A 24,667-nucleotide genomic window follows, 5' to 3' on the forward strand; every position below is an offset into this window, starting at 1 on the left:
CCGAAAAACAATGTCAATGACCAAAATTCATTTATAACCACTGGTTATAAGTTATGAATTATTGGTATTTCACAACATTAAAGTATCACTATATAATCACATTAGATATTGTGTCAGAAAATTCAGACGATTATTTGATTTACCAGAGAAATGATATCAAAAAGGGGGACAAGCAAAAAAACATCTCAAAATTAGCTCTAGGTAGGGAAACGCAGGCAATCATTTATTTGGGTAGTAACAATGGTTAAGGAGTCAACATCCTAACCAACAATCTATTTAGGAGGATTAATATGATTGAATCTTCAAACAAGAATGACATTCTTATTGTGACCACAGGGATTTTATGGGGCGCTATAACCATCATGGCATGGGTAGGCTACTGGTATCAAGGCATTTTCGTTTCTTTCGTCATGATGTTGCTGTACCTCATTGCTGGTGCCAAGCGCCATGGCAAGCTCGAAAAAGGGTTTATGTTGTATCCTATTTTAGCTTGGTTTGTACTTTGGGTAGTCAGTTTTAGACTGGTGGGCTATTATTCAACTCTTTTCAGAAATAACGCCCCCACTTTTACCGTTATGGGGTTTCATCCTTCTTTTGCATGGCTATTCATAGCATGGGTAGGCTCTGTATTAACGCTATCTTTGGGCTTTTACTACAACAAAGACAAGTGGCTTTCTCAAGAAGACTGGGCGTCCTATCAGGCAAAAATTAAATCCCTGAACCAAGAATTGAACAAAGGAGGTAAATTGTATGAGTAATAGTGCAAGAGTTGCCATTGCACTTTGTGCATTTGGTATTATAGTCGTTTCTCTTTTAATAGGCTGGTGGTCTAAAAAGAAAATGAGTAACGCCCAATCCTTCTTTGGAAGCACCGCATTATTTGGTCCAGCCGCTGTGGGATTGGCAACGATGTCAGCAGCAGCCAGTGTTTTTGCCGTAATGGGTGTTCCCGGTAATTTCTACGTGCTTGGCAATACCATCAATCTCTGGATTCTGTCCTCGGGTGGCTTTGCAATGAGTTATATTATTCTAGGCAAAAAGATGCGCGCTATGGCTGAAATCGCTCCGATCTCAACTCTAGGAGATGTAGCCGCTTTACGCTTTGAAAATCACCGAGGCATCAAACTGGTCTTCGCTATATTAATTTTCCTTGCCAGCATTGCTTATCTTTCTTCTCAGATTAAAGGCGTTACAGTTCTATTTGGATATTTACTGGGCTGGTCTCCTTTGACTTCCGCACTGATTATTTTTGGCGTTCTCATCATCTACACCGCTATCAGTGGGGATGTGGGTGGCTTGTTGACCCAAGCTTTTCAAGGGTTTGTCATGGTGATTGCAGGCATCATCTTGATCATTTCTTTCTATGTTATTACTGGCGGTATGGGGAATGCAGTGATGACTATTGCTGCTATGCCAACGGTAACAGGTGCCGGTATTACCAAAACATTTTCACCTAACATGTTAGATGGTTGGGGCATAGCCACTAATGGCACCACAATGGCATTCATCATTATGCCTATGATTGGACTGTTGGGACAACCCGCTATTTTATCCAGAATGTATGCATTAAAAGACCCTAGAGATATGCCCAAAATGGGATTGTTCGCATCTGTAGCACATTTATTTGTTTCATTTTTAGCGGTCGTTGCAGGGATGGGGGCTATGTATTTAGTGGCCAGCGGCAAAATCATGCCTTTAGAAAATGCAGATAGTGCGATTCTTGCTTTTTCAGAATATGTGGGGGTCATCGGACAAATTTTCACCTATGCCGCCGTGATCAGCGCAGCATTATCCACTTCCAGCATGTTTTTAACCATGGCTTCAGGAATGATTGCTAGAGATGTTCCCGATGCACTTGGCATCAAACTCAGTTCTCAAAAACAAGTCACTATAGGCCGTGTGGCAATGATCGTCCTCGGTATTGCAACCATCATATTCACTCTGAAAAGCGGTTCTATGGTTGCCATGTTGACGACACTTGGCTATGGTACTTTTATTACCGCTACATTCCCTGTCTTCGTGATCGGGTTATTATGGAAGGGTTGCAGCAAAGAGGGTGCTTTTTCAGGCCTTTTAGTATCCTTAATTTTGAACATCACCTGCATGTTTTTAGTAGGCACAGGCATCAAATGGCCAGGCGGGTTACCTTGGTACATGAACGTTATCGCTTTATCTATCCTAGTTACTATTGTGGTTTCCCTGTTCACAAAGGGGGCTAAAGGGGATGCGCTTGATCCTCGTGTCAAAGCCGCAATGGAATTGTAAATATATCACAAATTATAGGAGGTATCATCAAGTCAATGAAAAAAGAATATCTAAAAAAAATCGGTAATTTCGAATTCTATCTAATGGAATGGGAGGGCCTAAAAGGCCCCATCTTCTGCATCCACGCATTAACAGGTAATGCAAATCACTTTCAGTTAATTGCAAATACACTTGGCGGAGAATACCATCTCATCTCCTATGATCTCAGAGGCAGAGGCAACAGTTCTCCAGCAGATCCCGACAGCAACGTCATGAAACATGCTGAAGATGCCCTCGCCATTATGGAGGATCTCGGTCTTAAAAATCCATTGATTATCGGACACTCTATGGGCGCTTATACAGCCGCTATCATTGCGTCGCGCAGAAAAGATATCCGCGGTATTGTGCTCTTAGATGGTGCTGGCGTTGTCACTGAACAAGATGTTGAAAATATTGAACCTGCTCTGGAGAGGGTTCGAAATATATTTGAACAAAAAGAAGACTATGTCGAAGGCGCTCGCAAGTCATACGAAGCCATGGGCCTTGCTTGGAATGAAGTGCTCAGCAACAGCGTTAACCACGAAATTGGTCAAACCACTGAGGGTAAGTTTAAATGCAAAGGTAGTGCAGACGCCATCCATAGCGACTTAGTCAGTCTACTAGAATATCCCCATGAGTCTATTCTGCCTAATATCTCCTGCCCTGTATTATTGGTGTACGCAAAGGGTAGCCTAGGAAATGCACCGCTTTATTATGAGAAAGCGTATGATAAAACCAAAGCACTCATAAAACATTTAGACTACTATATTACAGATGCAAATCATTTTACGATGATGCATAAAGACATTCCTGAACTTCAAAACACAATACATCATTTTGTGGAAAAATGTTTTAAATAGACCGCTATAAAATAGATGGGTCTATAATTTGACAGGTCGTTAAAAAAAGGAGAAAGTCGATGAATAAAGTAAGATCGCTCGACGATGTTATCAACCAAGTCAAAGATGGTATGACAATCATGATCGGCGGATTCTTGGGGGTGGGCTCACCCTTGCAGTGCCTCGAAAAACTTTCTGAAAAGAACGTTAAAGACTTAACCGTGATTGCCATTGTCAATTCCTATCCTGGCGGTAATTTTGATCTAGCACCTCTGTTTAAACAAAAACAGATTCGTAAATTTATTACTGCACATTCGGGCACTTGTCCGGAAGCCATACAAGCTTACAAAAATGGAGAAGTTGAAATAGAATACTATCCCATGGGGACACTGATTGAAAAAATCCGAGCAGGCGGTGCTGGCCTAGGTGCCGTTGTTACACCAATAGGTGTAGATACCCTAGTGGAAAAGGGGAAGGAAAAAATCACGATTGACGGCAAACCCTATTTGATAGAATTACCACTTCGTGCTGATATCGCCTTTATAAAAGGTTTCCGAGCAGATACACTTGGCAATATCCAATATCGTGGCATTGCCATAAACAGCAATCCCGTCATGGCTTCAGCCGCTGATTATACGGTTGCGGAAGTCAATGAAATCGTAGAATTGGGATCTATTGATCCTGAAAGGGTTGGAACCCCATGTATTTTTGTAAATGCTGTCGTCGAGGGCTATCCAATCGCCGAACAGCAGGCACTCTATCGTGAACTTTGGATTAAAAGTGGCTATTTACACCCTAAAGCGGAATAACTGAAGACAGGAGGTCAACCCAAATGGATGCAAGAGAGAGAATAGTCAGGCGAACTGCACTGGAACTGCAAGATGGCGAAGTTGTAAATCTGGGATTCGGCATGCCAGTGGGCATTGCCAATTATATTTCACCCGAAAAGGCGATTATTTTCCAAACCGAAAATGGTGCATTGATGTTTGGCCCCACACCTGAACTGGGCAGCGAGGATTCAGACTTTGCAAATGCCGCCTCCCAACCCATTACATTACTACCTGGTTCAAGTATTTTTGACATTGCCACTTCTTTCGCTATCATAAGAGGTGGACACGTGGACGTCACCATCTTAGGGGCACTTGAAGTAGATCAAAGCGGCAATATTGCAAACTGGGCCATTCCTTTTGACGAAGTCAAATATTTGCCCGGTATGGGCGGTGCAATGGACCTTGTTGGAGGCGCCAAAAAAGTCATTGCCATACTAAAACACTGTGATAAAAATGGCAATTCTAAGATACTTCAGTCCTGTACACTCCCACTCACTGGAAAGGGCGTCGTTGACACGATCATCACTGATCAAGCCGTTTTTAGCGTAACCGAAAATGGCCTAGAACTTGAAGAAATTGCACCAGACTTAACTGTTGAAGCACTACAAATGGTTACGGATGCAAGCTTTACCATCAATCCTAACAAAGTTAGAGAATATCAAATGGGCTTTTAGGTTCAAAAATATTGTTTTAAATCATATAAAGCGCTATTGCAAATCTAGTCGTCTAGAGGCGCAATAGTGCTTTTATATCTAACAATTGTCCCCTCCTATATTCAGAGATAACATGATATAATGATAGAACTAAAGTAATGATACAATATCGTGATTATCAGGAGGATTGATTATGTCATCAAAATCGAATAATTTTTTTAAAGAAATTGAGTACATCGATGGTGTCACCATCATCGACAATAAAGGCATCATCCAATATTCGATCAAATTCAATCCTAATTTTTATCCTGAAATGATTGAAAAGGATATTATCGGTAAAAAATTGGATGAGGTCTTTACCAACATTAATCAAAAGACGAGCACACTCTATTCGGCCATCAACCATAAGAAAATCATACAGAAGAAGACACAAAAAATCACTGACATCACTGGATGTACCATAGAAACCATGAACGTTTCAATTCCAATTAAAGCCAACGGCGAAATCATCGGCGCCATTGAACTCTCTAAAGACATCACTTCACAAGGCGAACGCGAAAAATATATTTTTGAAATCGATAAAGCCATCTTTCAGCATAAATTTCTGCCCGAATATCGCCTAGGATCAGATCGAGCACGCTACACTTTGGAGGATATCATCTCTAATGACCCCAAAATAGAAGATATCAAAAATCAGATCACACACCTCTCGGACAACAAAGCCCCTGTTTTTATCTACGGTGAGACTGGCACCGGTAAAGAATTGTTCGCCCATGCCGTGCATAATGCCAGTGAGCGCAAAGACGGCCCATTCGTTGCTCAAAATTGCGCTGCTATCCCAGAGAATCTACTCGAAAGCATCCTATTTGGTTCGACAAAAGGCAGTTATACAGGTGCTATTGATTCTCCAGGTCTCTTTGAACTCGCAGATGGCGGCTCCCTATTCTTAGACGAAATCAATTCCATGCCCATTGGACTTCAGGCTAAAATGCTCCGCGTCTTAGAAGAAGGTTACGTGCGCAGGCTCGGCGATAAAAAAGAAAAGAAAGTAGATGTACGCATTATCAGCGCTTCTAACGAAGAACCCTTAAAATGTATTCAATCTCATAAGTTGCGGCAAGATATTTACTATAGACTTTGTGTGCTCTATTTTGCAATTCCGCCTTTACGCCATAGACTTAATGATATTAAACCCTTAATGGATTTTTTTATCACTCGTTACAATAGACAACTCGATCGAAACATCACAAAAGTATCTAAAAATGTCTATGACTTTTTCACAAGCTACCATTGGCCAGGTAATATCCGAGAGCTTGATCACTTTCTTCAATATGGCATCTCTAAAACACATAAAGATGAAGAAATCTTAGAGTATCATCATATCGAACAGCGTATCACGGACATCAAAGCCATTGAATATGAACCTTCAGATTATGACCAAATTGAATTGCAACCTTTAAAAGAAGCTGTGGAAAATGTAGAACGTCAATTGATCCAAAGAGCAATTCAAGAAACTGGTGGAAACGTTTCAAAAGCATCTCGTATTTTAAAGATGCCTCGACAAACTTTGCAAAGAAAAATAGATTTATATAACCCTTGAGAAGGTGTCCCTCACTTCTCAAAGTGGGCGTCCAAACGCCAACTGAATGCAATCCGTTAGGATTGCACAAGGGTTACGAAGGTAGCGAAGTGGACTGAGTATGTAAGAGGAAAACTTGAACATGTATTCAGTGATCAAGTTACGAAGGTAGCGAAGCTGACTGAGTACGTAAGTGGAAGACTTGAACGTGTATTCAGTGATCAAGTTACGAAGGTAGCGAAGCGAACTGAGTACGTAAGTGGAAGACTTGAACGTGTATCCAGTGATCAAGTTACGAAGGTAGCGAAGCGAACTGAGTATACAATTTTATTACGCTCAATACAAAATAAAAGGTGATGTTATCAAACTGCCCATAATGTAACAAAAATGCCCAAAATATAACATTATGACCGAATTGTTATGTTTTGGGCACCTTTTTTTGTCACTTTAATGGCAGAATTGATATATATATAACAAAAATAATCTCATTTGCAACCATTTTCGCATGGATTTAAGGCCATTTCCATCAAATTTTGCTCTAAAACTTGGCACGATAATTGCCATTATATCTAAGTAATCTTAATCAAATGGACAAGATGAAAGGATGAATATTATGAAAATAGGCATTTTAAAGGAAGTAAAAGAAGGCGAATCACGGGTTATTCTCACACCCGTTGAAGTTAAAGAATTAATTCAAAGCGGTCATGAGGTCTTTGTTCAAAAATCTGCTGGTGCTTTGGCTGGCTTTGAAGATGAAGCCTATAAAAAATCTGGTGCTACTATTTTAGAATCCAAAGAAGCGCTCTTTGACAAAGTCGATTTTATCACTAAAGTGAAAGAAATAGAGCCTTCTGAATATGCACTGCTCAGAGAAGATCAAATCATCTTTACTTGTATTCACCCAGCAGCTAATCCAGAAGAGGTTCAAGTCTTACTGGATAAAAAGGTGATTGCTTTCACTGCAGAAGACACACATAAGTACGGTTCACCAAATTGTGAAGCAGCTGGAAAACTCGGTGCTATTATGGGGACCTATCACCTACTCAGCATCAACGGCGGCAGAGGGCAGTCCATCTTCGGAATTGGGGGCGCACCCGCTGCGAAAGTGCTCGTTCTTGGTGCTGGAATCGTTGGTAAAGGTGCCGTAGATATACTTGCTTCGTTGGGAGGACAAGTGTATTTGATGGATATCAATGTTGGCATACTCCGAGACTCGCAATATCAGTTTTCAAAAAATGTGACAACTATGATTTCCAATCGCTCTAATATTCAAAGTATTTTAGGCGATATCGATTTGGTCGTAAATTGTGTAAAATGGCCTAAGCATCGAAAAGATCACTTGATTTATGAGGAAGATTTAAAACTGATGAAGAAGGGTTCTGTGATCGTAGATGTGAGTGCAGATGTTGGCGGTGCTGTAGAATCCTATAGACCGACAACACATTTGGAACCAACATATGTCATTAACGGCGTCTTGCACTATGGTGTTGATAACATTCCAGGTGCTGCACCGCATACGGTTTCCAAAGCTTATGCAGCTTCCATCTTTCCACATATCCTTTCCATTGCGAACAACGGAATCACAGAGGCCTGCGTAAAAGATGGTTATCTCAGAAGAAGTCTGTGTGTCTATAAGGGGGCATTGACACACACTGAAACAAGCGTTATCCAAAAGAGACCATTTACCTCACCTGAAACCGTATTGGATATCGCCGATCGAAAGGATTTGAATCTTGCACCAAGTGCAACCACAACTCATATCGGGTAGGTGACAAATTGTAACTTTGAAGTTTATTATTAATAAGGGAGGCAATATTATGGATGGCATGACACATATGGGGTTTATTTCTGTGATTCCAGCAGTAATAGCAGTTGCTCTAGCATTTAAGACAAGGAATACTGTTTTTTCACTATTCATCGCTATTTTTATTGGTGTATTACTCACTGGTGAAGGTTTGATGGCATTTCCAACACTACTCAAAACATCTCTAGGGACAACGAGTTTCTCATGGATTCTTCTACTTGAAATATTTATTGGGATTCTCATCGCTTTTTTTCAGAGAACAGGTGCCATACAGGGCTTTACAGAAGTTATGAAAAACAAGAAACTCTCTCGCAAAAAAATTCAATTAACCGCTTGGGTTATGGGGATGTTCGTATTTTTCAGCGACTACTTCAGTCCACTATTTGTTGGGTCAACCATGAGAAGTTTATCCGATGATGCTAAAATTTCGCGTGAAAAGCTTGCTTATATAGCAGATTCAACGTCTGCTCCCGTGAGTGTTCTCGTTCCAATAACAGGTTGGGCAGTCTTTATATCAGGTCTACTTGTGGGGATTGGACCTGTGGAAACGGCTGAACAGGGCATGCTTATCTTTACAAAAGCAGTTTTCTTTAACTTCTACGCAATCATAGCAGTTGTATTAGTAGGCCTTTTTTCAGCAGGCATTATTCCTGAATTTGGACCGATGAAAAAGGCAGAAAAACGTGCTTTAACTGAAGGCAAAGTCTTACGTGATGGCGCTGAGCCACTCGTTGGAGAAGAATTGACTGATACACCACCGTATCCAGGTATTAAAACGCATGTCTTTTTCGATTTTCTTTTTCCAGTCTTTATCGTCATCTGTATTGCAGTGGGTACCTTTATCACACTTAAATCTGCGAAAACAATGGAAGCTTTCTTAACCGCTTCTGTTGTCTTAGGCATTATTATGCGTATCCAAGGCATTCCTTTTAAAGATATCATGGATACTGCAATGAAAGGCATGAAAGGGATTATGCCAGCGATTATCATTTTAGCACTTGCTTACTCTATCAACGGTTTGAGCAAGCAAATGGGCACGGCAAACTACATTATTTCCATCACTGAAACTTGGTTAACTCCCAACTTATTGCCTTTTGTAACGTTCTTAATTGCAGCGACAATTTCATTTTCAACAGGTTCCTCTTGGGGTACCTTTGCCATTGTAATGCCAATTGCTGCACCTCTAGCTTTTAATTTTTCAGGCAATGAAATCACTTTCTTAGTATTGGCCACTGTATCCGCAGTTGCTGGTGGTGGTGTTTTTGGAGATCATTGTTCACCACTTTCTGACACGACAATTCTAGCATCCACTGGTGCTGCAGCTGACCATATAGATCATGTAAAAACACAAATTCCTTATGCACTTACCGCTGCTGGATTTGCTGCCATTTTATACCTCATCATTGGTTTTGTCGTATAGTTTTACCATATCGTTTTATTGATTTCATTTCATTGATTTCATTTCATTGATTTCATTTTCTTGATTTTGTTTTATTAATTTCGTCCTAATGAAACGTCAGAAAATTCAATGTCACGAAAGAACCCCCTTATCGTTAGAATTTGATTCTGACTACAAGGGGGTTCATTTTTCAAACTTGCTTATATGCAGAGTAAAAGTTCCTGAAAATCCAATCCGTTTTCAAATACATTCGTTACAAATGCTTTAGCTTTATCATATCTTTCAAAGGTTTTTTTAGCCGATTCAACATTGGAAAACACCTTCCAATACCCACATAGAAGGCATTCAGATTTAGGCTCTAAAAATGCTTTCACATCCAGAATTGGATAGCCTAAAAAAATACCAATTTCATGAGGGCATCCCGCTTCAAAATTCGTGCTCAGCTGATATAGAATAACGTCCAATGAGTCTGATAGCACATATCCCATTGATTCCAGAAATTGAGAGGCTTCAGTCGTACTGAGAATACTCATTAACTCAATTAAATTATAAAGTAAGATAACAAGGTGATTTTCACTATGTTTCAGTACAAATATTTTCACACCAAATAATTTTTCGATCCTTGGCTGTTGATCTTCAAAATTTTTTATCAAAGTAGGTTTATTCTTTATACAGAATAAGGAGGCTGGTTTTTCACCTAAAATCGTTGGTGCGCAGTTTATAGCCATCTGCCTATAAAGCTGATTGAACGCATCGTTTTGAATTTTTACAATTTCGTTCTTCTCTATATTTTTATTCATCATACATTTTTAACTGTTCGCAAGTTGCTTTCCAAATTCAGTACATTCATCTAGGCCTGATTGATCTGGTGTTTCATTAATGATGAGACCATCGGCAATTAAGTCAGCGCCATAATTTCTCATACGTTCTTCCCAATCTCTCATCCATTCGCCAGCACCCCATCCATAGGAGCCAAATAGCAAAATCTTCTTCCCCTTTACGAGATCTTGAATACTATCAATAAAAGGCTCCATCTCCACTTCTTCCAAGACTTCTGCCCCCATTGAAGGACAACCCAGTGCAATATGACTATAACTATTAATGTCTTCTATTGAAGCTGATCCAACGTCCTTTAATATGACCTTTTCGCCTGCATCTTCTATGCCTTTGCAAATGGCCTCTGCCATAGTTTTTGTGTTCCCACTGCCACTCCAATAAATTACCATTACTGTTTTCATTGCATGATTCCTCTCTTTCCAAATTGTATTTTATTGATAATGATTATCATTTACATCTAAGAACTAATATATCGAATATCCGTTTATTTGTCAACCATTTCACAAGAAATTCATATGCCATTTATGCTTCATATAACAATTTATGCTTCATACAACATTTCATGTCTTTCCGCTTTAATTAGTGTTATCATTTAACTATAAGGTACAAATAGAATCTAAATAACATCCAATTCTACATTTATAAATTAAGTTTATAAGGAGGCAACACTATGGTTAAAATTGCAACCGTATCTGATCCAATAGAACTTGAAATGCTCAAAGAATTATTTGCAGATAATGGTATTGAAATAATGCCACAGCATAGGGAGGCCGGGGAATTTCTGACCCTTTATATGGGAACTTCGAACTACGGCATCGATATTTTTGTTTCAGAGGCAGACGAAGAAGCAGCAAAAAAACTACATACGCTCTATTTTAGCGAAATACAGACTATTGATGAAGCTTCTCTCATGGCCCAGGCAGAAGAAGCCATCAATCCTGAAGATGATTTTGAGGATGATTTTGAGGATGATCCTGATCCATCTGAGGATTAACCAAAAAGCCGTTAAAATGATTTCTAAATTTCAAGATTTCATTTTAACGGCTTTTTTATTTTTGTATTTTAAAAATGGCGTTCACATGGGGAATAGATCTGCAAGGTTATGATGTCATTGCTCTCACAATTTCCATAAACCTTTCGCCATAAAGATCGTATTTTTTCTCCCCAATACCCTTAATTTCTATAAACTCAGCCTTGGTTTTAGGCGTGTATTCTGCAATATCTTCAATCACTGCATTTGAAAAAATAATATAGAGCGGCACCCTTTTCTCTTCCGCAAGCGTCCGTCTGAGATCGACCAATGCATTATAGAGTTCAGGATTCGAACCGGTATGTCCTTTGGCTTTTTTACTTTTGGTTTTTTTGCTTTTAGAAGACGAGACATGCCTTTGTGATTGTTTCATCATCACAGTTCTCTGACCTTTTAAAATTTCTTGTGATAAAGCATTGAGCTTTAAGACTGGGAATTCATCAGTGGTGATGCTCAAATAGCCCTCTGCAATTAAAAACATCGTTAAATCCTTCAGTTCTTGAACCGATTTTTCCTTTAAAATACCATAAGTCGAAACCTCATTGAGCTTCCAATCTATGATTCTTTGAGCTTTTGAGCCTCTTAAAACATCTATGACAAGGTTCATGCCGTACCGCTGACCCACTCGATATACACATGAAAGCAATTTTTGTGACGTAAGCGTTTCATCTATAAGTTCTGATGTGTCTAGACAGTTGCCACAATACCCACACTGTGTTTCTGGATCTGGCTCTCCAAAATAACGCATAATTTCACCATTTAAACAAGCACTGGTATGACAATACTGAACCAACGCTTGAAGATTAGAAAGCATCATCCGATACCTGATAGGGTCATTGGTCCCCTGTGCAATCAGTAGCTTTTGCTTGACGATATCAGAGGCATCGTACATGAGCAAACACTCGCTTTCCTCACCATCACGTCCCGCTCTACCCGCTTCTTGATAATAAGCTTCCATGTTTTTAGGCATATTGTAATGGATGACGAATCGCACATCAGGCTTGTCAATCCCCATGCCAAACGCATTGGTCGCCACTATAATTTGCTTTTTATCCAGCATAAAGGCATCTTGCGTTTTATTGCGTGCTTCTGTACTCATGCCCGCATGATACGCCGCCACAGAATACCCTTCTTTTTTAAGTTTATCCGTTAAAGATTCCACCGTTTTACGAGTGGCACAATAAATAATGCCCGTGTGTTCTTTAGGTACTTTTTCAAACCACTCTTTTAAATAATCGTATTTTTTAGTGGGTCTAATCACTTTGTAAATCAAGTTTTCACGCTTTACGCCTGATATTTTCACAAAGGGATCACGAAGCTTTAAAAGCTCTAAAATGTCTTCTCTGACTTCTTTTGTGGCGGTGGCAGTGAATGCCGCTATGATGGGTCTCTTACCAAGTTGATCGATCCATTCAGATATATTTTTGTAACTCGGTCTAAAATCATGCCCCCACTGACTGATGCAATGCGCTTCATCCACGGCAACTAACTGAATATTAAGATGCCTTGAAAGCCTTGTGAATTGCGAAGTCATCAAGGCCTCTGGCGCTATGTAGACCAATTTATATTCGCCTTGTGAGATGCCCTCAAGACGTGTTCTCATCTCTTGTGCCGTGATGGAACTGTTGAGAAAAGTCGCTGGAATACCATTTTGAAGTAGTGCTTCCACCTGATCTTTCATCAATGCAATCAGTGGAGAGATTACCACTGTAACGCCTTCAAGCATCATGGCTGGCACTTGGTAGCAGATGGATTTCCCGCCACCTGTGGGCATTATAATCAAGGCATCTTGGCCTGAAACAATTTGTTCTATTATAGATTCTTGACCTTCTCTGTAAGCGTCATAACCAAAGTATTTTTTTAAAATTGTATGCATTTAAAACTCCCTCTAAGTTTATTGGATGAATAGAGTCTTCGGATTTTATTATAACATACCCTAGCATGTTTTTATCTATATGATCAAGTACGGTGTTACTCTAATGTCAAGAGATAAACAGCCATAATTCAAGCAATAAATTATTCTGAAAGCTGCATCATCTTGTAAACCGTGTTTGCATTTCTAATGGTGATGCTTTTGTAAACAGATGAACCCACAACCTTTGACCAACGTGTTTTTGAAAAAGTTTCAATAGGCGCAGACCAAAAGATGACCCGACCATAATGAGCCACTTTTTCATATTCAGGTTTAATTGCGCCAACTTCTCTAAACACTTCTTCTACAGTCATAGGAGGCAATATAAAGATTGCATTGTGCTTTAATGCCTTGTCATGTCCCCACCATGTAGGTGCATGATCAAGCGCTAAAACGAGATCATCAACAGATACAATCATGGCTGGAATATTGAGCTGAAAATGATCTGCAATTAATACTTCACATTTTTCTTTTAACTTTTTTTCATCTGTATAATCACTGGAAAAAATTATATTACCACTGTTGATATAGGTGACTACCTCTTTAAATTCATTTTGCTCAAATAGTACCTTTAATTCAGACATTGATACCTTGTTTTTTCCACCCACGTTTATACCTCTCAGAAAAAGAACATATTTTTTCATTAGAATCATCTCTCGCTTTCTTCAGAATTTTTCACATATTAAAGACCAACCACTTTTATATGATAAAATGCACATCCCCTGCTTAGAATATGGACTCAAAAATTATTTCTGCCACTCTTTTATGAATCACTTCTGATACATGTATGCCATCCTCTAAAAAGTGGTCTCTTATTGTGCCTTCCTCTAATAAGTGGGTGCCAATATCCAAACAAGTCACACTTTTCTCTGAACTATATTGAATTAACAAATGCCTTAATTCTGTCAAATCAGCATTGATTTTCTTGTAATCCATATCTGTAAACCACGTTTTTTCAGCGAGGTCTTCATTGACAGGCAGCGAGGTCAAAATTATAGGCTCAATTTTATGTTTTTTGCAATGTTCGATCATTAGAGCAATGTTATCTACAACGTCACTTACTCTGCCTTTTAAAAACAAATCATTCGTTCCGCCCATGATCAACACTTTATCAGGTCTACAGTTTATGACATCTTTTATAAATCTGTTTTTCATTTCAGTGGTGGTATTACCTGGCACACCCTTATTGATTATTTTCATCCCCAACTTCACAGATAATACACTCACCCAGCTTTCTGAGGCTTTAACCCCATAACCAAATGTCAAACTATCCCCAATACAGACTATATTCATTTAACGACCACCTTTTTCTACTTTTATATAAATCATTAGTTTTCGTCCAGCTTAGAGGCAGGAATATTCAGCCTGCTCTAAGCGGTTAGACGAGAACGGGTCCGGCAAAACAAAGTTTTGGTGGACAATGATTATCATTAGTTTTCGTCCAGCTTAGAGGCAGGAATGTTCAACCTGCTCTAAGCGGTTAGACGAAAACGGGTCCGGCAAAACAAGGTTTTGGTGGACAATGATTAAAACAACAAGATTTGAGCCGAAAGATTTTCTCCGAGGTTTCAATCGGGAAAATCGTCAGTGAAAATCGGTTTGAGGCATCGAAAGATGGCTCAAATGTTGTTACCATCAGTACGTCTCTTCTAATTATACAAAATTTTTACTCTTTCCAGTTACTCATTTCTAATATTTATCTAGTGCACAGAGAATAAGCCCCTGTCCTTTGTTCAATAAAACATATGATGCTGTAACATTTCCCTATTCAACCTAATATGATAACATTATAATAGAGCAAGCAGATAGAGTCATATTATGACTTTATGCATCGTTTAAACGATTTGGTCTAGCAGTCTTCTTTAGACCTTCAATGGAGCAAGAGATTTTTTACTTGGGGATTTTTAGGCATCCTCGTTGCAGTTGCAAAAGAATTGATAAATTATTTTTTTAGACACAAAATATTTGAGACAGCTGATTTTTTTATTGATATTGTAATCGCATTTCTTGTTTTTGGTCTATCCTCTTTTGTACTTTTTAAAGATGAATCCAAACACGTTGATTAGACAAATAAAAAGTCAAACCTTACCACATTTATTAGGAGTAAGATTTGACTTTTTTATAGGGTTTTATTTTTTTTAGAGTTTTTTTTTTGGGTTTCATTTTTTTTGTGCACATTTGCATTTTGTATTTAATTCATCAGCTCTTTGTTTTTGCCTATTCTTAACCTTACACTGCCCAAATCATCTCGTCAGTTTGTACTTCAACATGCTCTCTGACCAATCCAATTCTTGAAACATTGATCAAATGTTTATACGTAAAGTTTTCAGAGATTGAATTGTTACCCCAACTGCCACAACCCAATGTCGTTGTTGGTGCGAATCCGTTGTAAAAACTGCCACCAGCAGTTGTTGCAGACGGTGCGTTTACCACCAATCTAGAAACCGATAACGCCATCCCCGCTTTTTTAATATGACCGAGATTATTAGAATGAATTGAAGCACTGTGGCCATTGCCTTCGAATTCTAAATTTGTTTTAGCGATATGAATTGCTTCATCAATCGTCTTGTATTTGAATGTAGACATCACAGGGCACATTTTTTCTTTACATAAAACATCTGCATTGCCAATGCCTTTTGCCTCTAATAAAATCACTTTTGTGCCTTCTGGAACCTTAACGCCTGCAATTGCAGCAATCTGCTGAACCGATTGACCAACAACATCTTTATTAAGGTGATCCCCTTCAAAAAGAGTTGCTTTTAGTTTTTCGTGCATTTGCTCATCTCTTACTAAAAAGGCGCCATTTGCTTCAAATGCCTTTATCACTTCATCATAGTCATCTTCATGTGCAATAATCGTTTGTTCTCCAGAACAGATGATGCCATTATCAAAAGCTCTACCCGTAATCATTTTAATAGCCGTTTGATTGAAATCTACATCTCTATCCACGATGCCTTGAACATTGCCAGCACCTACGCCAAATGCTGGTTTACCCGATGAATAAGCCGCTTTCACCATACCCATACCGCCTGTTGCAACGACAACATCAACTGCTTGCATGAGTTCATTTGTGAGCTCAACTGAGGGTTCTGTAATAATTTGAATCAAATGTTCGGGTGCACCTAATTTTGCCAATCTCTCGTTGATCAACTCAACTGTGTGGGCACTGCATTTTTTTGCTCTTGGATGTGGTGCAATGATAATGGCATTTCTACCTTTAAGTGCAAACATAGAATTGCACATTGGTGTTACAATTGGGTTTGTTGTTGGCGAAACTGCGCCTACCACACCGATTGGTTTAGCAATTTCGATGATATTGGTTTCTGGGTTGAAGCTGATTTCATCCACTGACTTTTTATCTTTAAGGTCATTCCAAATAACTTTGGCTTTCCCTTTATTCTTCTCCACCTTGTGCTCATAAACGCCCATCTTGGTCTCTTCCACAGCCATTTTTGCAAGCAACTCAGCATTGTCATAAACAACTTTGCCAATCTCTCTAACAATACGATCCACTTGTTCTTGGTTATACCCTTCAAATTTCTTTTGAGCAATTCTAGCATTTTTTATCATTCCATTAATCATTTTGAAACCTCCTATTAAAATAAACGGCTATAGATGCCACGGATGTCTTCTTCAGTAAAATTAACATAGTTATTTGCCAATAATCTTTGTTGTCCTGTGACTACCTTTTCTGTAAAGAGGTCAATCTCTTCACTCGTCATCCCATAACTTTTAAGTGGCTTTTTAGGTAATAATTGAGATAAAAACAATTCCAGTGTATCAAATGCCTTTTCTTTTTCACATTTGAGTGATTCAGAAAGTATTTCACAAAGCACTTCAATTTCACCTTGCGGCTTGAGCGCCATGTAATGTCTGAAAACCGCTGTGAAAAATTGATAATTGGCTTCACCATGCGGAACATGATATTTGCCGCCCAGTGGATAGGACATCGCATGAACAGCACCAACACCAGCAGTTCCAAAAGCAATTCCCGCTAAGTTGCTTGCAATCGCCATTTCATTGAACTTTTCAAAACGATGCTTTTCACCTTTTTCAATCAATTCACTGTACACTTCTAAAATCATTTCAATGGCTTGGATACTATATGTTTTGGTATAGACATTTGCCTTTGGCGACACATAGGACTCCACTGCATGAATGAGTGCATCCACTGAGCTGTAAAGGTAAAAACTGTATGGCAATCCCACCATTAGGTTCGGTATAAGGACCGCATCATCTGGTAATAAGAGATCATCTGCAAGCCCCATCTTCGTTTGCTTTGTGGTCAACTCCGCAATGGTAATATTGGTCACTTCACTGCCTGTACCACAGGTTGTTGGCACTGCAATCAACTGAGCTCCCTTTATGAGCGGCACTTTTCTTTCAAAAGCATCCACAACATTTGTTACGCCTTTTAGAACCAAAAGTTTAGCGATATCAAGTACTGTCCCACCGCCAACTGCAACGATTCTTTCATAAGGCGCTTTTAAAGCTTCCACTAAAATCGCATTCATCATAAGATCTGTGGGCTCACCTGTACCAAAAGCTTCTTGCATAATTGCTCTTGCCTTTAAATCAAGTGGCTTGATGAAAGGATCGTAAAGGAATCCATTTGTAAGTATTAAATCTTTCTCGCCAATTTGAAATTGCTCTGCAAAACCCGCAAAGTTATCAAATTGATGCAGTTTTGTTTTCATCTTTAACAATTCCATAGCTTCTCTCCTAAAATGTGATTTATGGTTAACGACCTTATTAGCCAATTCCTTTTTCCTTGAACGCTACTTCATCTTACATATACGTTTCTTTGAGCTTGAGATGAACCCGTACCATGCATAGTCTCTGTCCTATAGCCCGCTACTACAGTTCCAAGCATCCTATTTCATATTCCTCTAAAAATAGTCATTCTGCTTTCATTTTCCAACTTCAGGGGGTTTGCTTAAACTTTCAATACAAGCGTATTGCGTCATTAATGCCATAATCAACTCTCCTTTTCGATTAGAATGGTTTGATTGTCTTTTTTTTAACACACTTTATATATAAGCAATATGTATGCCAAAACTCTATGCAAGTTCAAAAATATAAATTTCATTTTTCAAACTCACTGTATTTTCAACGTTTAGATTGAAATTTATTTTTTTTGCATTTCTTATTTTGAATTATTGATTGCAAAATAAAATGGACACCTCAAATTTTAGATGCAAAATTGCAACAAATTTAAGCTGTCCATAAAACCAGACGCTTTAGCAAGAATAGTTTGAGACTTTTTTAACAATTGCTGCGTTATTGCAACGCGTTGCATTTATGCAGCACCCTCTACTATTCTGTTTTTAATAATGAAAGTTCATGAAGGTATTTTGTCCTTTTTCTGACGAAAGTAGAACCATCTATCCCCAAAGAACGTGCCGCATCTCTTACATTCCCATATTTCTTAAACGCATCCTGTATCATAGCATGTTCCAATTTGCCGACGGCTTCCTTAAGCTTTAATTCGCCTTCAACGACAACTTCATCATCAGAAGGACTTCTCACCTCTAAGGGTAAATCTTTTTCTCGAATCAGTTGATCTGCTGTCATGATGAAAACACGCTCGATCACATTTTGAAGCTCTCTGATGTTACCCGGCCAATTGTAGTTTGCAAAAGATTTATAAACCTCTTTGTCAAACTTCTTGTTTTCATCATAGAGCAAGTTTAACTTTTCTAAGAAATTATTAGCCAGAGGGATTAGGTCTTCAACACGATCTCTCAGCGCGAGCACATGCAAGGGAATAATGTTGAGTCGATAGAACAAATCTTTTCTAAAAAGGCCTTGTTCTATCATTTGCATTAAATCTTGATTGGTTGCTGCAATGATTCGGACATCAATTTTAATCGTTCCCACACTGCCCACGCGCTGTATTTCTTGCTCTTGAAGCACTCTGAGCATTTTTGACTGTAAATTGAGGGGCAACTCGCCAATTTCATCTAAAAAAATGGTCCCCCCATTCGCTTCCTCAAAGAGCCCTGTTTTACCATTGGAATTGGCCCCTGTGAAAGCGCCTTTTTCATAACCAAAAAATTCAGACTCCATAAGGTTTTCAGGAATTGCACTGCAATTGACCTTTATGAGTTTTTCGTTGCACCGATCGCTGTGCTGATGAATAAATTTTGCCATGATTTCCTTGCCAACACCCGTCTCACCAGAAATCAAAACCGTGGTATCATGCCTTGCTGCTCTGATGGCACTTTCCATGAGCTTTTTCATTTCTATATTCCTAGAAATGACTTCTGCTGGCCGATTCATTTTTTTTCTAAGGCGTTCAAGCTCTGAATTATACAAGTTCATTTTCAGTTCGTTTTCTTTAAGGGCTTCTCTAAGTTCCAAAAGCTCAGTGACATCTCTCACATTGTTAACCACCATTTCAATCTCATTATTTTCATCGAAAACAGGAGTTCCCGTGACGAGGACCACTTTACCACCCGCCAATTCTTGTTGGATGGTCATCGCTTCTTTATTTTCAAGCACAAGCATGGTGCACGCTTTAGAAATGATCCCTTGCTCAACGAGCACATTGATGCTTTTCCCTATAATATCGCCTTGCTTGAGCCCTGTGATGCGCTCGTATGCTTTATTAACCCTTAACGTTATCCCATCCCCATCCGTAATATAAATACCATCATAGGAGGAATCCAATACGACATCCAGTTTTCGGGTCAGCTTCTTCACTCTCTTTAGTTCATCTACCATATCACCGTAAGCTTCACAGGTCTCTTTGCCACAAAAGGGTTTTCTGAGTTGCTCTTTAATATTCGCCATAATATTTCCTCTACTTTTTACTTTGAAGCGTATTCCGCTTACATTATAGCATATACCGATTTGACTTGGACTTTTAATTACTGCTAATATTTGCATTATGCTATATAATTTAATTATCTTCACATTATCATACTAGATAATAATTTAGAGGAATCATAGGAGAAAGTGTATGAGTAAATTAAAAATTTCTTTTTTAGCAATCACAGCAATTTTGGTGAGTATTCTATTTATTACAGTTATTCGAGTGCACAGTCTGGCAAAACAATTTAGTCCCGATATTGGTAAAAATGCCTCACCCTATGTGATTCGTACAGTTCCTATCAATGAGAATATGAGTCGAACCATGGCAAATACTTTGATAAATGATTTTCAATTCAAAGAAATAATTGGGAGTAATGAAACCCATCAACTCGAACTCGATGGATTTGAAAATTATAAAGATGCCGCATTTCAACTTTATAAAATTACAAATGATTTAACTGAAATAAAGTGTAAATTGTACATATATAACACCAAATTTTCTGATCAACGTGAAATCTTGACATACACAGAGGAAGAAAAAAAATATGATCTTAATAATTATGTAGATTGTAATGGTCTCATTATTTTTTCATCTTATTTATCTTTAGAAAGTGCTGTTAATTCATATGAGGTAATGAAAGGTTCTGAAGCACATTATTTTTTAAATAGAGAAGGATTAATCCCATTTCCAATTGCTTTTGATGAAGCGAAAACTTTCACCGAGGGATTGGCAGCGGTGAGTGTGGCCGGGAAATGGGGATTTATAAATGAATCTGGTGTATTAGTAATAAAGCCAAAATTTGAATGTGTAAAATCTTTCAATGGGGGATTGGCTCCTGTTTTGATTGATGAAAAGTGGGGATACATCGATAAAAGTGGCGCATTAAAAATAAAAAATGATTTCTTGGATGCAGATGTTTTTTCAGAAGGTTTAGCATCTGTAATGATCGATAATAGAGGGTATGGCTATATTGATATTGAAGGAAAGCTCAAAATTGAACCACTCTATGCTGAATGTCAGCCCTTTATTAATAAAAAAGCTCATGTATTTGGACTTTTACACGAATACATTGTCGATCCGTTCGGACAAAGAGTTGATCAAATCAGCGATAATTATTTGAGGTTTAAGTTCAAAAATGAATACACAGCGTCAGATAAAATAGAAAGTTTCCTAAAAGAACTATCGGAAAAAATAGAGGATAAAGATGTTGAATATCTTAAACAATTAACACAAAACACGAGATTTAGTGATGGCTCTATACAGACACAAGAAGACTTTTTAAATAAATGGGGATTAATCTCAAATCCTAACACTTCGCCTTTTTGGAGTGCATTAAAATCACTTATTGAGATAGGTGTATCTGCAAATTCAGATGAGGGATTCTCCGCCCCATTCGTATACGACCAGTTTCCTCAGGTATATGATCCCATATGCTTTGATTATATCAAAAATGAGAAAGCTCCCATTTTCTACAAAGCAGACGTAAATTCTGAAATCATTGATTACTACGGTAATGAACTTATTGCACTTATGAGCCGTTTTGAATATATCGATAATGAAAATACGAAGTGGATCACTGTTGTTTTAAGTAATGGAGAAGTCGGATACATGTTAAAACAAGACCTTTGGTCTCCTACTGATGCATTTGTTAGATTTATTTATATTGAGAACCATTGGGAAATAGATTGGTTTGGAAATGGAGATGTATAACCGATAGAGCCAATAAACTTTACTTACGGAACCATTGTATCTATTTTATTTATACAAAATCCACATGAAATTAGGAGCAGAATAAAATCTAAAAATGTAAAAAACTATTGACATTCTATTTTAAAAGCACATAATGAATGTAAATAGTTTTTTACATTTCAATTTGGAGGTTATATCATGAAAAAAATGGATGAAATGAATAGAAATATCAGACTAAAATCCGAAGAATACGGTTTTAAATTTGTGCTTTTGACTTTGATTATTTGGACGTTATATGAATGTTGTTTGAGCATTTCAAATAGTCAACCTCTTAATAGCCTACCAAGCTTAATTTTGATAGGTGCACTCATCGTTCAAGGATTTTCTGAAATGTTCATGAAAAGAAAAATGATTTTAGATGATGAAGAATATGAAGAACCGAATAAGGTTGTTTGGAGCATTATTTTATCAATCGCAGGCGTGTCCATTATACTCTCTGTGGGTGCTTATCTCTTTTTTAAAATGAACTAAAATTAGGAGATCGTATGAAGAATAATATAAAAAAATTGAGAAAAGAGGTGGGACTACGTCAAGAAGATCTCGCTGAAAAACTAGGGGTCACAAGACAAACAATTATCGCTATTGAAAATGATAAATATGATCCAACATTATCTTTAGCTTTCAATTTGGCAACGTTCCTCGGAACTACTGTTGACGCCTTGTTCTCGCCCATTAACGATTGAAGCCTTTATAACTCAAATACACGATTGGAAAGTTCCTCAAAAGAATAGTCCTACACTATAGTATTTTCATCTTTCAAGCTATTCATAACAACACTTCAAACACATTATAAGGTGGTTCTACAGATACCGTGCACTGTCCTTCAAGTCGATTCACAAGACTCTTAACGATTGCAAGTCCCAAGCCGTTGCCTTCGTTCTCAGTGTCAATCTGATAAAAACTGTTCCAAATCTGGTCGAGGTCTTGCTCAGGTATCAAGGCACCTGTGTTTGCAATACGTAGCTTCACAGAATGCAAGTGACCTCCTGTTTCGTCTAATGCCGTTTCCTCTAACGCTGCCTCGTTTAATTTTCGCTCGACTTCACATAACTCAAGTGTAATCTGGATCGTACCCATCTCATCCACATATTTAATGGCATTGGACATCAGATTTGTAATGATCTGATTGACTCTAAGGGGATCTGAGTGAATGACCAGAGATTCTATGATAGCTGTGTCTACCTGAACGCCCTTCTTCTGAATCTCAGGTTCAAACCGTTCTAAACTCTCTCTGAGCAGCACACTCATATCGACCTCTTCTTTACTCAAAGAAAAGGTGCCTGAATCGTAACTCGAGAGATCCAGCAGATCCCTTATCAACTTGGACATCTTATTGGATTCCTCGATCATAATGTCGTAATATTGTAATTTTGCTTCATCTGTTTTGACGACATTGTATTTGAGCCCTTCTGCATAGCCTAGAATCATACTGATTGGATTCTTGAGTTCATGAGAGACATCTGATACAAACCGTCGACGCATTTTTTCAAGGGACTTCTCTTTTGCCAGTTCACGATTCAACTTTTCGTTGCTCTCTGCCAGTTTCAATATATGATCTGAGAGTGCCTCTGAGAGTTTATTAATACTCGTAGACAATTGTCCAATTTCATCTTCACTGGTAACTACAATGGGTTCATCAAATTTAAATTTGCTCATACGCTTTGTTTGAGCCACCATTTTTCTTATGGGTTTAACCGTACGCTCACTGATCAGAACAATTAAAATGAGGGCTATCGCAAAAATGACCACGGCACTACTCATTAAAAATAAGACGTTGAGTCTGATGACTTCTTCAGCAATCCCCATCATTTTTATCATCAATAAGTATTTCCCATCCTTAAGTGGTCTCAACAAAATAAGTTGACCTTCAACTAAATGATCACCGCTTAAAACTTCAAAGCCTTCTATTTTTTGATTAGTTTTGACCTCATTTATCATATGGTCAATAAACTCATGGTCAATTGGCGTCATAATTTGAGCTTCTTTAGGCTGAAATAGTTCCTGCATAAAGACACCCTCTGAATTTAATACAAAGGCCTTAGCGCCTCCTAAATGATTGCTTTGATTAAAAAGGTTTTCCATTTCGTCTGGATGAATCAACGCAGCTTCTAATGACCTTGCATTTTTAATCATCTGATCCTTATTGGTATAAATATAGAAATCCGCCATAAAAAATTTATTTGCCATCAAAAGACCTATGAGCATCAACAGAAATGCCAGAGAAAAGAGGATAATCATCTTCGTTTTTAAAGTTCTATGCTTCATCAAATCGATACCCCACTCCCCTAACAGTCTTTATACATCCCGAACACGCACCTAATTTAGCTCTCAAAGTCTTCACATGAGTATCTACGGTTCTAGGATCTTGCTCATAATCATAGCCCCAAATACGGTCCAATAGGGTTTGACGCTGTATCGTGATGTTCTTATTGATGATCAAATACTCTAAAAGCTCAAATTCCTTATTGGTCACTTCTATATCCACACCCTCTATATAGGCCTTTTTCTCTTTGAGTCTCAAATTAATCTGATTGCTGTTTAACTGCTCTTTATCAAATTTTGGACTTCGTTTTAAGCATTTTTTGATCCTCGCCATGAGTACTTCGTACTGAAAGGGTTTCGTGATATAATCTTCTGCACCCAGATCGAGACCTTTGACTTCATCGTATGCACCATCCATTGCAGTGAGAAAAATCACAGGTGCATCTGTTATTTCTCTCATAGACTCTAGAGTTTCGTAACCGTTAAGTTTAGGCATGCGGACATCCAGTAAAATGAGATCAATATCTCGATGGGCAATGGTTTGATCGATACCTGAGAAACCGTCTGCAGCTTCGATGACCTCATACCCCTCATTGCTCAAAAAGTCTTTTAAAAGTCTTCTAATATTCTTTTCATCATCAACAATTAATATTTTCAAAGAGTCCACCGCCTT

Annotated in this window: 22 protein-coding genes; 12 read left to right on the plus strand and 10 right to left on the minus strand. The window is 38.3% G+C overall.

Going from position 1 to position 24,667, the window contains the following annotated elements; genetic code table 11:
• The first annotated feature begins 290 nt into the window (after positions 1-290).
• The 8 genes from ISU02_RS14820 to ISU02_RS14855 all read left to right on the plus strand — a co-directional run bounded on the left by ISU02_RS14820 (position 291) and on the right by ISU02_RS14855 (position 9,408).
• Positions 291-758, plus strand: a complete 468-nt coding sequence (locus ISU02_RS14820) for a hypothetical protein (RefSeq protein ID WP_194702621.1) — start codon at positions 291-293, stop codon at positions 756-758.
• The gene (locus ISU02_RS14825; RefSeq protein ID WP_194702622.1) at positions 751-2,265 is read left to right on the plus strand and encodes a sodium:solute symporter family transporter; all 1,515 of its coding nucleotides are present in this window, start codon (positions 751-753) and stop codon (positions 2,263-2,265) included. The genes ISU02_RS14820 and ISU02_RS14825 overlap by 8 nt, the downstream gene beginning before the upstream one ends.
• 35 nt (positions 2,266-2,300) lie before the next feature.
• Positions 2,301-3,143 carry an alpha/beta fold hydrolase gene (locus ISU02_RS14830; protein WP_194702623.1) on the plus strand — a complete coding sequence of 281 codons (843 nt, stop codon included), beginning with the start codon at positions 2,301-2,303 and terminating at the stop codon, positions 3,141-3,143.
• Between the two features lie 59 nt (positions 3,144-3,202).
• On the plus strand, positions 3,203-3,931 hold the full coding sequence (locus tag ISU02_RS14835) for a CoA transferase subunit A (RefSeq protein ID WP_194702624.1): 729 nt from the start codon (positions 3,203-3,205) through the stop codon (positions 3,929-3,931).
• Between the two features lie 23 nt (positions 3,932-3,954).
• Positions 3,955-4,626, plus strand: a complete 672-nt coding sequence (locus tag ISU02_RS14840) for a 3-oxoacid CoA-transferase subunit B (RefSeq protein ID WP_194702625.1) — start codon at positions 3,955-3,957, stop codon at positions 4,624-4,626.
• Between the two features lie 172 nt (positions 4,627-4,798).
• Positions 4,799-6,205: a sigma-54 interaction domain-containing protein gene (locus tag ISU02_RS14845; RefSeq protein ID WP_194702626.1), complete on the plus strand. Its 1,407-nt coding sequence runs from the start codon at positions 4,799-4,801 to the stop codon at positions 6,203-6,205.
• A 592-nt stretch (positions 6,206-6,797) separates the two neighbouring features.
• Positions 6,798-7,952 carry an alanine dehydrogenase gene (locus ISU02_RS14850; RefSeq protein ID WP_194702627.1) on the plus strand — a complete coding sequence of 385 codons (1,155 nt, stop codon included), beginning with the start codon at positions 6,798-6,800 and terminating at the stop codon, positions 7,950-7,952.
• A 49-nt stretch (positions 7,953-8,001) separates the two neighbouring features.
• The gene (locus ISU02_RS14855; RefSeq protein WP_194702628.1) at positions 8,002-9,408 is read left to right on the plus strand and encodes a Na+/H+ antiporter NhaC family protein; all 1,407 of its coding nucleotides are present in this window, start codon (positions 8,002-8,004) and stop codon (positions 9,406-9,408) included.
• Between the two features lie 179 nt (positions 9,409-9,587).
• Here the strand turns inward: ISU02_RS14855 and ISU02_RS14860 are convergent, their stop codons facing one another.
• Together ISU02_RS14860 and ISU02_RS14865 are read right to left on the minus strand one after the other, a co-directional pair.
• Positions 9,588-10,190 (minus strand): DUF3793 family protein, encoded by a 603-nt coding sequence (locus ISU02_RS14860; RefSeq protein WP_194702629.1) that lies wholly within the window; start codon positions 10,188-10,190, stop codon positions 9,588-9,590.
• A gap of 6 nt (positions 10,191-10,196) precedes the next feature.
• Positions 10,197-10,625, minus strand: coding sequence for a flavodoxin (locus ISU02_RS14865; protein WP_194702630.1), 429 nt, complete (start codon positions 10,623-10,625; stop codon positions 10,197-10,199).
• A 269-nt stretch (positions 10,626-10,894) separates the two neighbouring features.
• Between ISU02_RS14865 and ISU02_RS14870 the strand changes: the two genes are divergently transcribed.
• The gene (locus ISU02_RS14870) at positions 10,895-11,218 is read left to right on the plus strand and encodes a putative signal transducing protein (protein WP_194702631.1); all 324 of its coding nucleotides are present in this window, start codon (positions 10,895-10,897) and stop codon (positions 11,216-11,218) included.
• 106 nt (positions 11,219-11,324) lie between these two features.
• On the opposite strand, the gene recQ is transcribed toward ISU02_RS14870, so the two are convergent.
• The 6 genes from recQ to ISU02_RS14900 form a co-directional block, all read right to left on the minus strand.
• Positions 11,325-13,130 (minus strand): DNA helicase RecQ, encoded by a 1,806-nt coding sequence (gene recQ / locus ISU02_RS14875; protein WP_194702632.1) that lies wholly within the window; start codon positions 13,128-13,130, stop codon positions 11,325-11,327.
• Between the two features lie 140 nt (positions 13,131-13,270).
• Positions 13,271-13,810, minus strand: coding sequence for a DUF1697 domain-containing protein (locus tag ISU02_RS14880; RefSeq protein ID WP_194702633.1), 540 nt, complete (start codon positions 13,808-13,810; stop codon positions 13,271-13,273).
• An 82-nt stretch (positions 13,811-13,892) separates the two neighbouring features.
• Positions 13,893-14,459, minus strand: a complete 567-nt coding sequence (locus ISU02_RS14885; RefSeq protein WP_194702634.1) for a GDSL-type esterase/lipase family protein — start codon at positions 14,457-14,459, stop codon at positions 13,893-13,895.
• A gap of 936 nt (positions 14,460-15,395) precedes the next feature.
• A complete protein-coding gene (locus ISU02_RS14890; protein WP_194702635.1) occupies positions 15,396-16,748 on the minus strand; it encodes an aldehyde dehydrogenase family protein in 1,353 nt (450 codons plus the stop codon).
• A 14-nt stretch (positions 16,749-16,762) separates the two neighbouring features.
• Entirely contained in the window at positions 16,763-17,878 is a 1,116-nt protein-coding gene (locus ISU02_RS14895; protein WP_194702636.1) for a 4-hydroxybutyrate dehydrogenase, read from the minus strand.
• Between the two features lie 604 nt (positions 17,879-18,482).
• Complete coding sequence (locus ISU02_RS14900; protein ID WP_194702637.1) at positions 18,483-19,961, minus strand: sigma-54 interaction domain-containing protein; 1,479 nt, start codon at positions 19,959-19,961, stop codon at positions 18,483-18,485.
• A gap of 169 nt (positions 19,962-20,130) precedes the next feature.
• On the opposite strand from ISU02_RS14900, the gene ISU02_RS14905 reads away from it, so the two are divergent.
• The 3 genes from ISU02_RS14905 to ISU02_RS14915 all read left to right on the plus strand — a co-directional run bounded on the left by ISU02_RS14905 (position 20,131) and on the right by ISU02_RS14915 (position 22,415).
• Positions 20,131-21,693, plus strand: coding sequence for a WG repeat-containing protein (locus ISU02_RS14905; RefSeq protein ID WP_194702638.1), 1,563 nt, complete (start codon positions 20,131-20,133; stop codon positions 21,691-21,693).
• A gap of 177 nt (positions 21,694-21,870) precedes the next feature.
• Positions 21,871-22,203: a hypothetical protein gene (locus ISU02_RS14910; RefSeq protein ID WP_194702639.1), complete on the plus strand. Its 333-nt coding sequence runs from the start codon at positions 21,871-21,873 to the stop codon at positions 22,201-22,203.
• 14 nt (positions 22,204-22,217) lie between these two features.
• The gene (locus tag ISU02_RS14915) at positions 22,218-22,415 is read left to right on the plus strand and encodes a helix-turn-helix transcriptional regulator (RefSeq protein ID WP_194702640.1); all 198 of its coding nucleotides are present in this window, start codon (positions 22,218-22,220) and stop codon (positions 22,413-22,415) included.
• An 82-nt stretch (positions 22,416-22,497) separates the two neighbouring features.
• Here the strand turns inward: ISU02_RS14915 and ISU02_RS14920 are convergent, their stop codons facing one another.
• Together ISU02_RS14920 and ISU02_RS14925 are read right to left on the minus strand one after the other, a co-directional pair.
• Positions 22,498-23,997 (minus strand): sensor histidine kinase, encoded by a 1,500-nt coding sequence (locus ISU02_RS14920; protein ID WP_194702641.1) that lies wholly within the window; start codon positions 23,995-23,997, stop codon positions 22,498-22,500.
• Positions 23,987-24,652 (minus strand): response regulator transcription factor, encoded by a 666-nt coding sequence (locus ISU02_RS14925; protein WP_194702642.1) that lies wholly within the window; start codon positions 24,650-24,652, stop codon positions 23,987-23,989. The genes ISU02_RS14920 and ISU02_RS14925 overlap by 11 nt, the downstream gene beginning before the upstream one ends.
• Positions 24,653-24,667 lie beyond the last annotated feature (15 nt).

Origin of the sequence: Fusibacter ferrireducens (assembly GCF_015352425.1) — a bacterium.
GTDB lineage: Bacteria > Bacillota > Clostridia > Peptostreptococcales > Acidaminobacteraceae > Fusibacter_A > Fusibacter_A ferrireducens.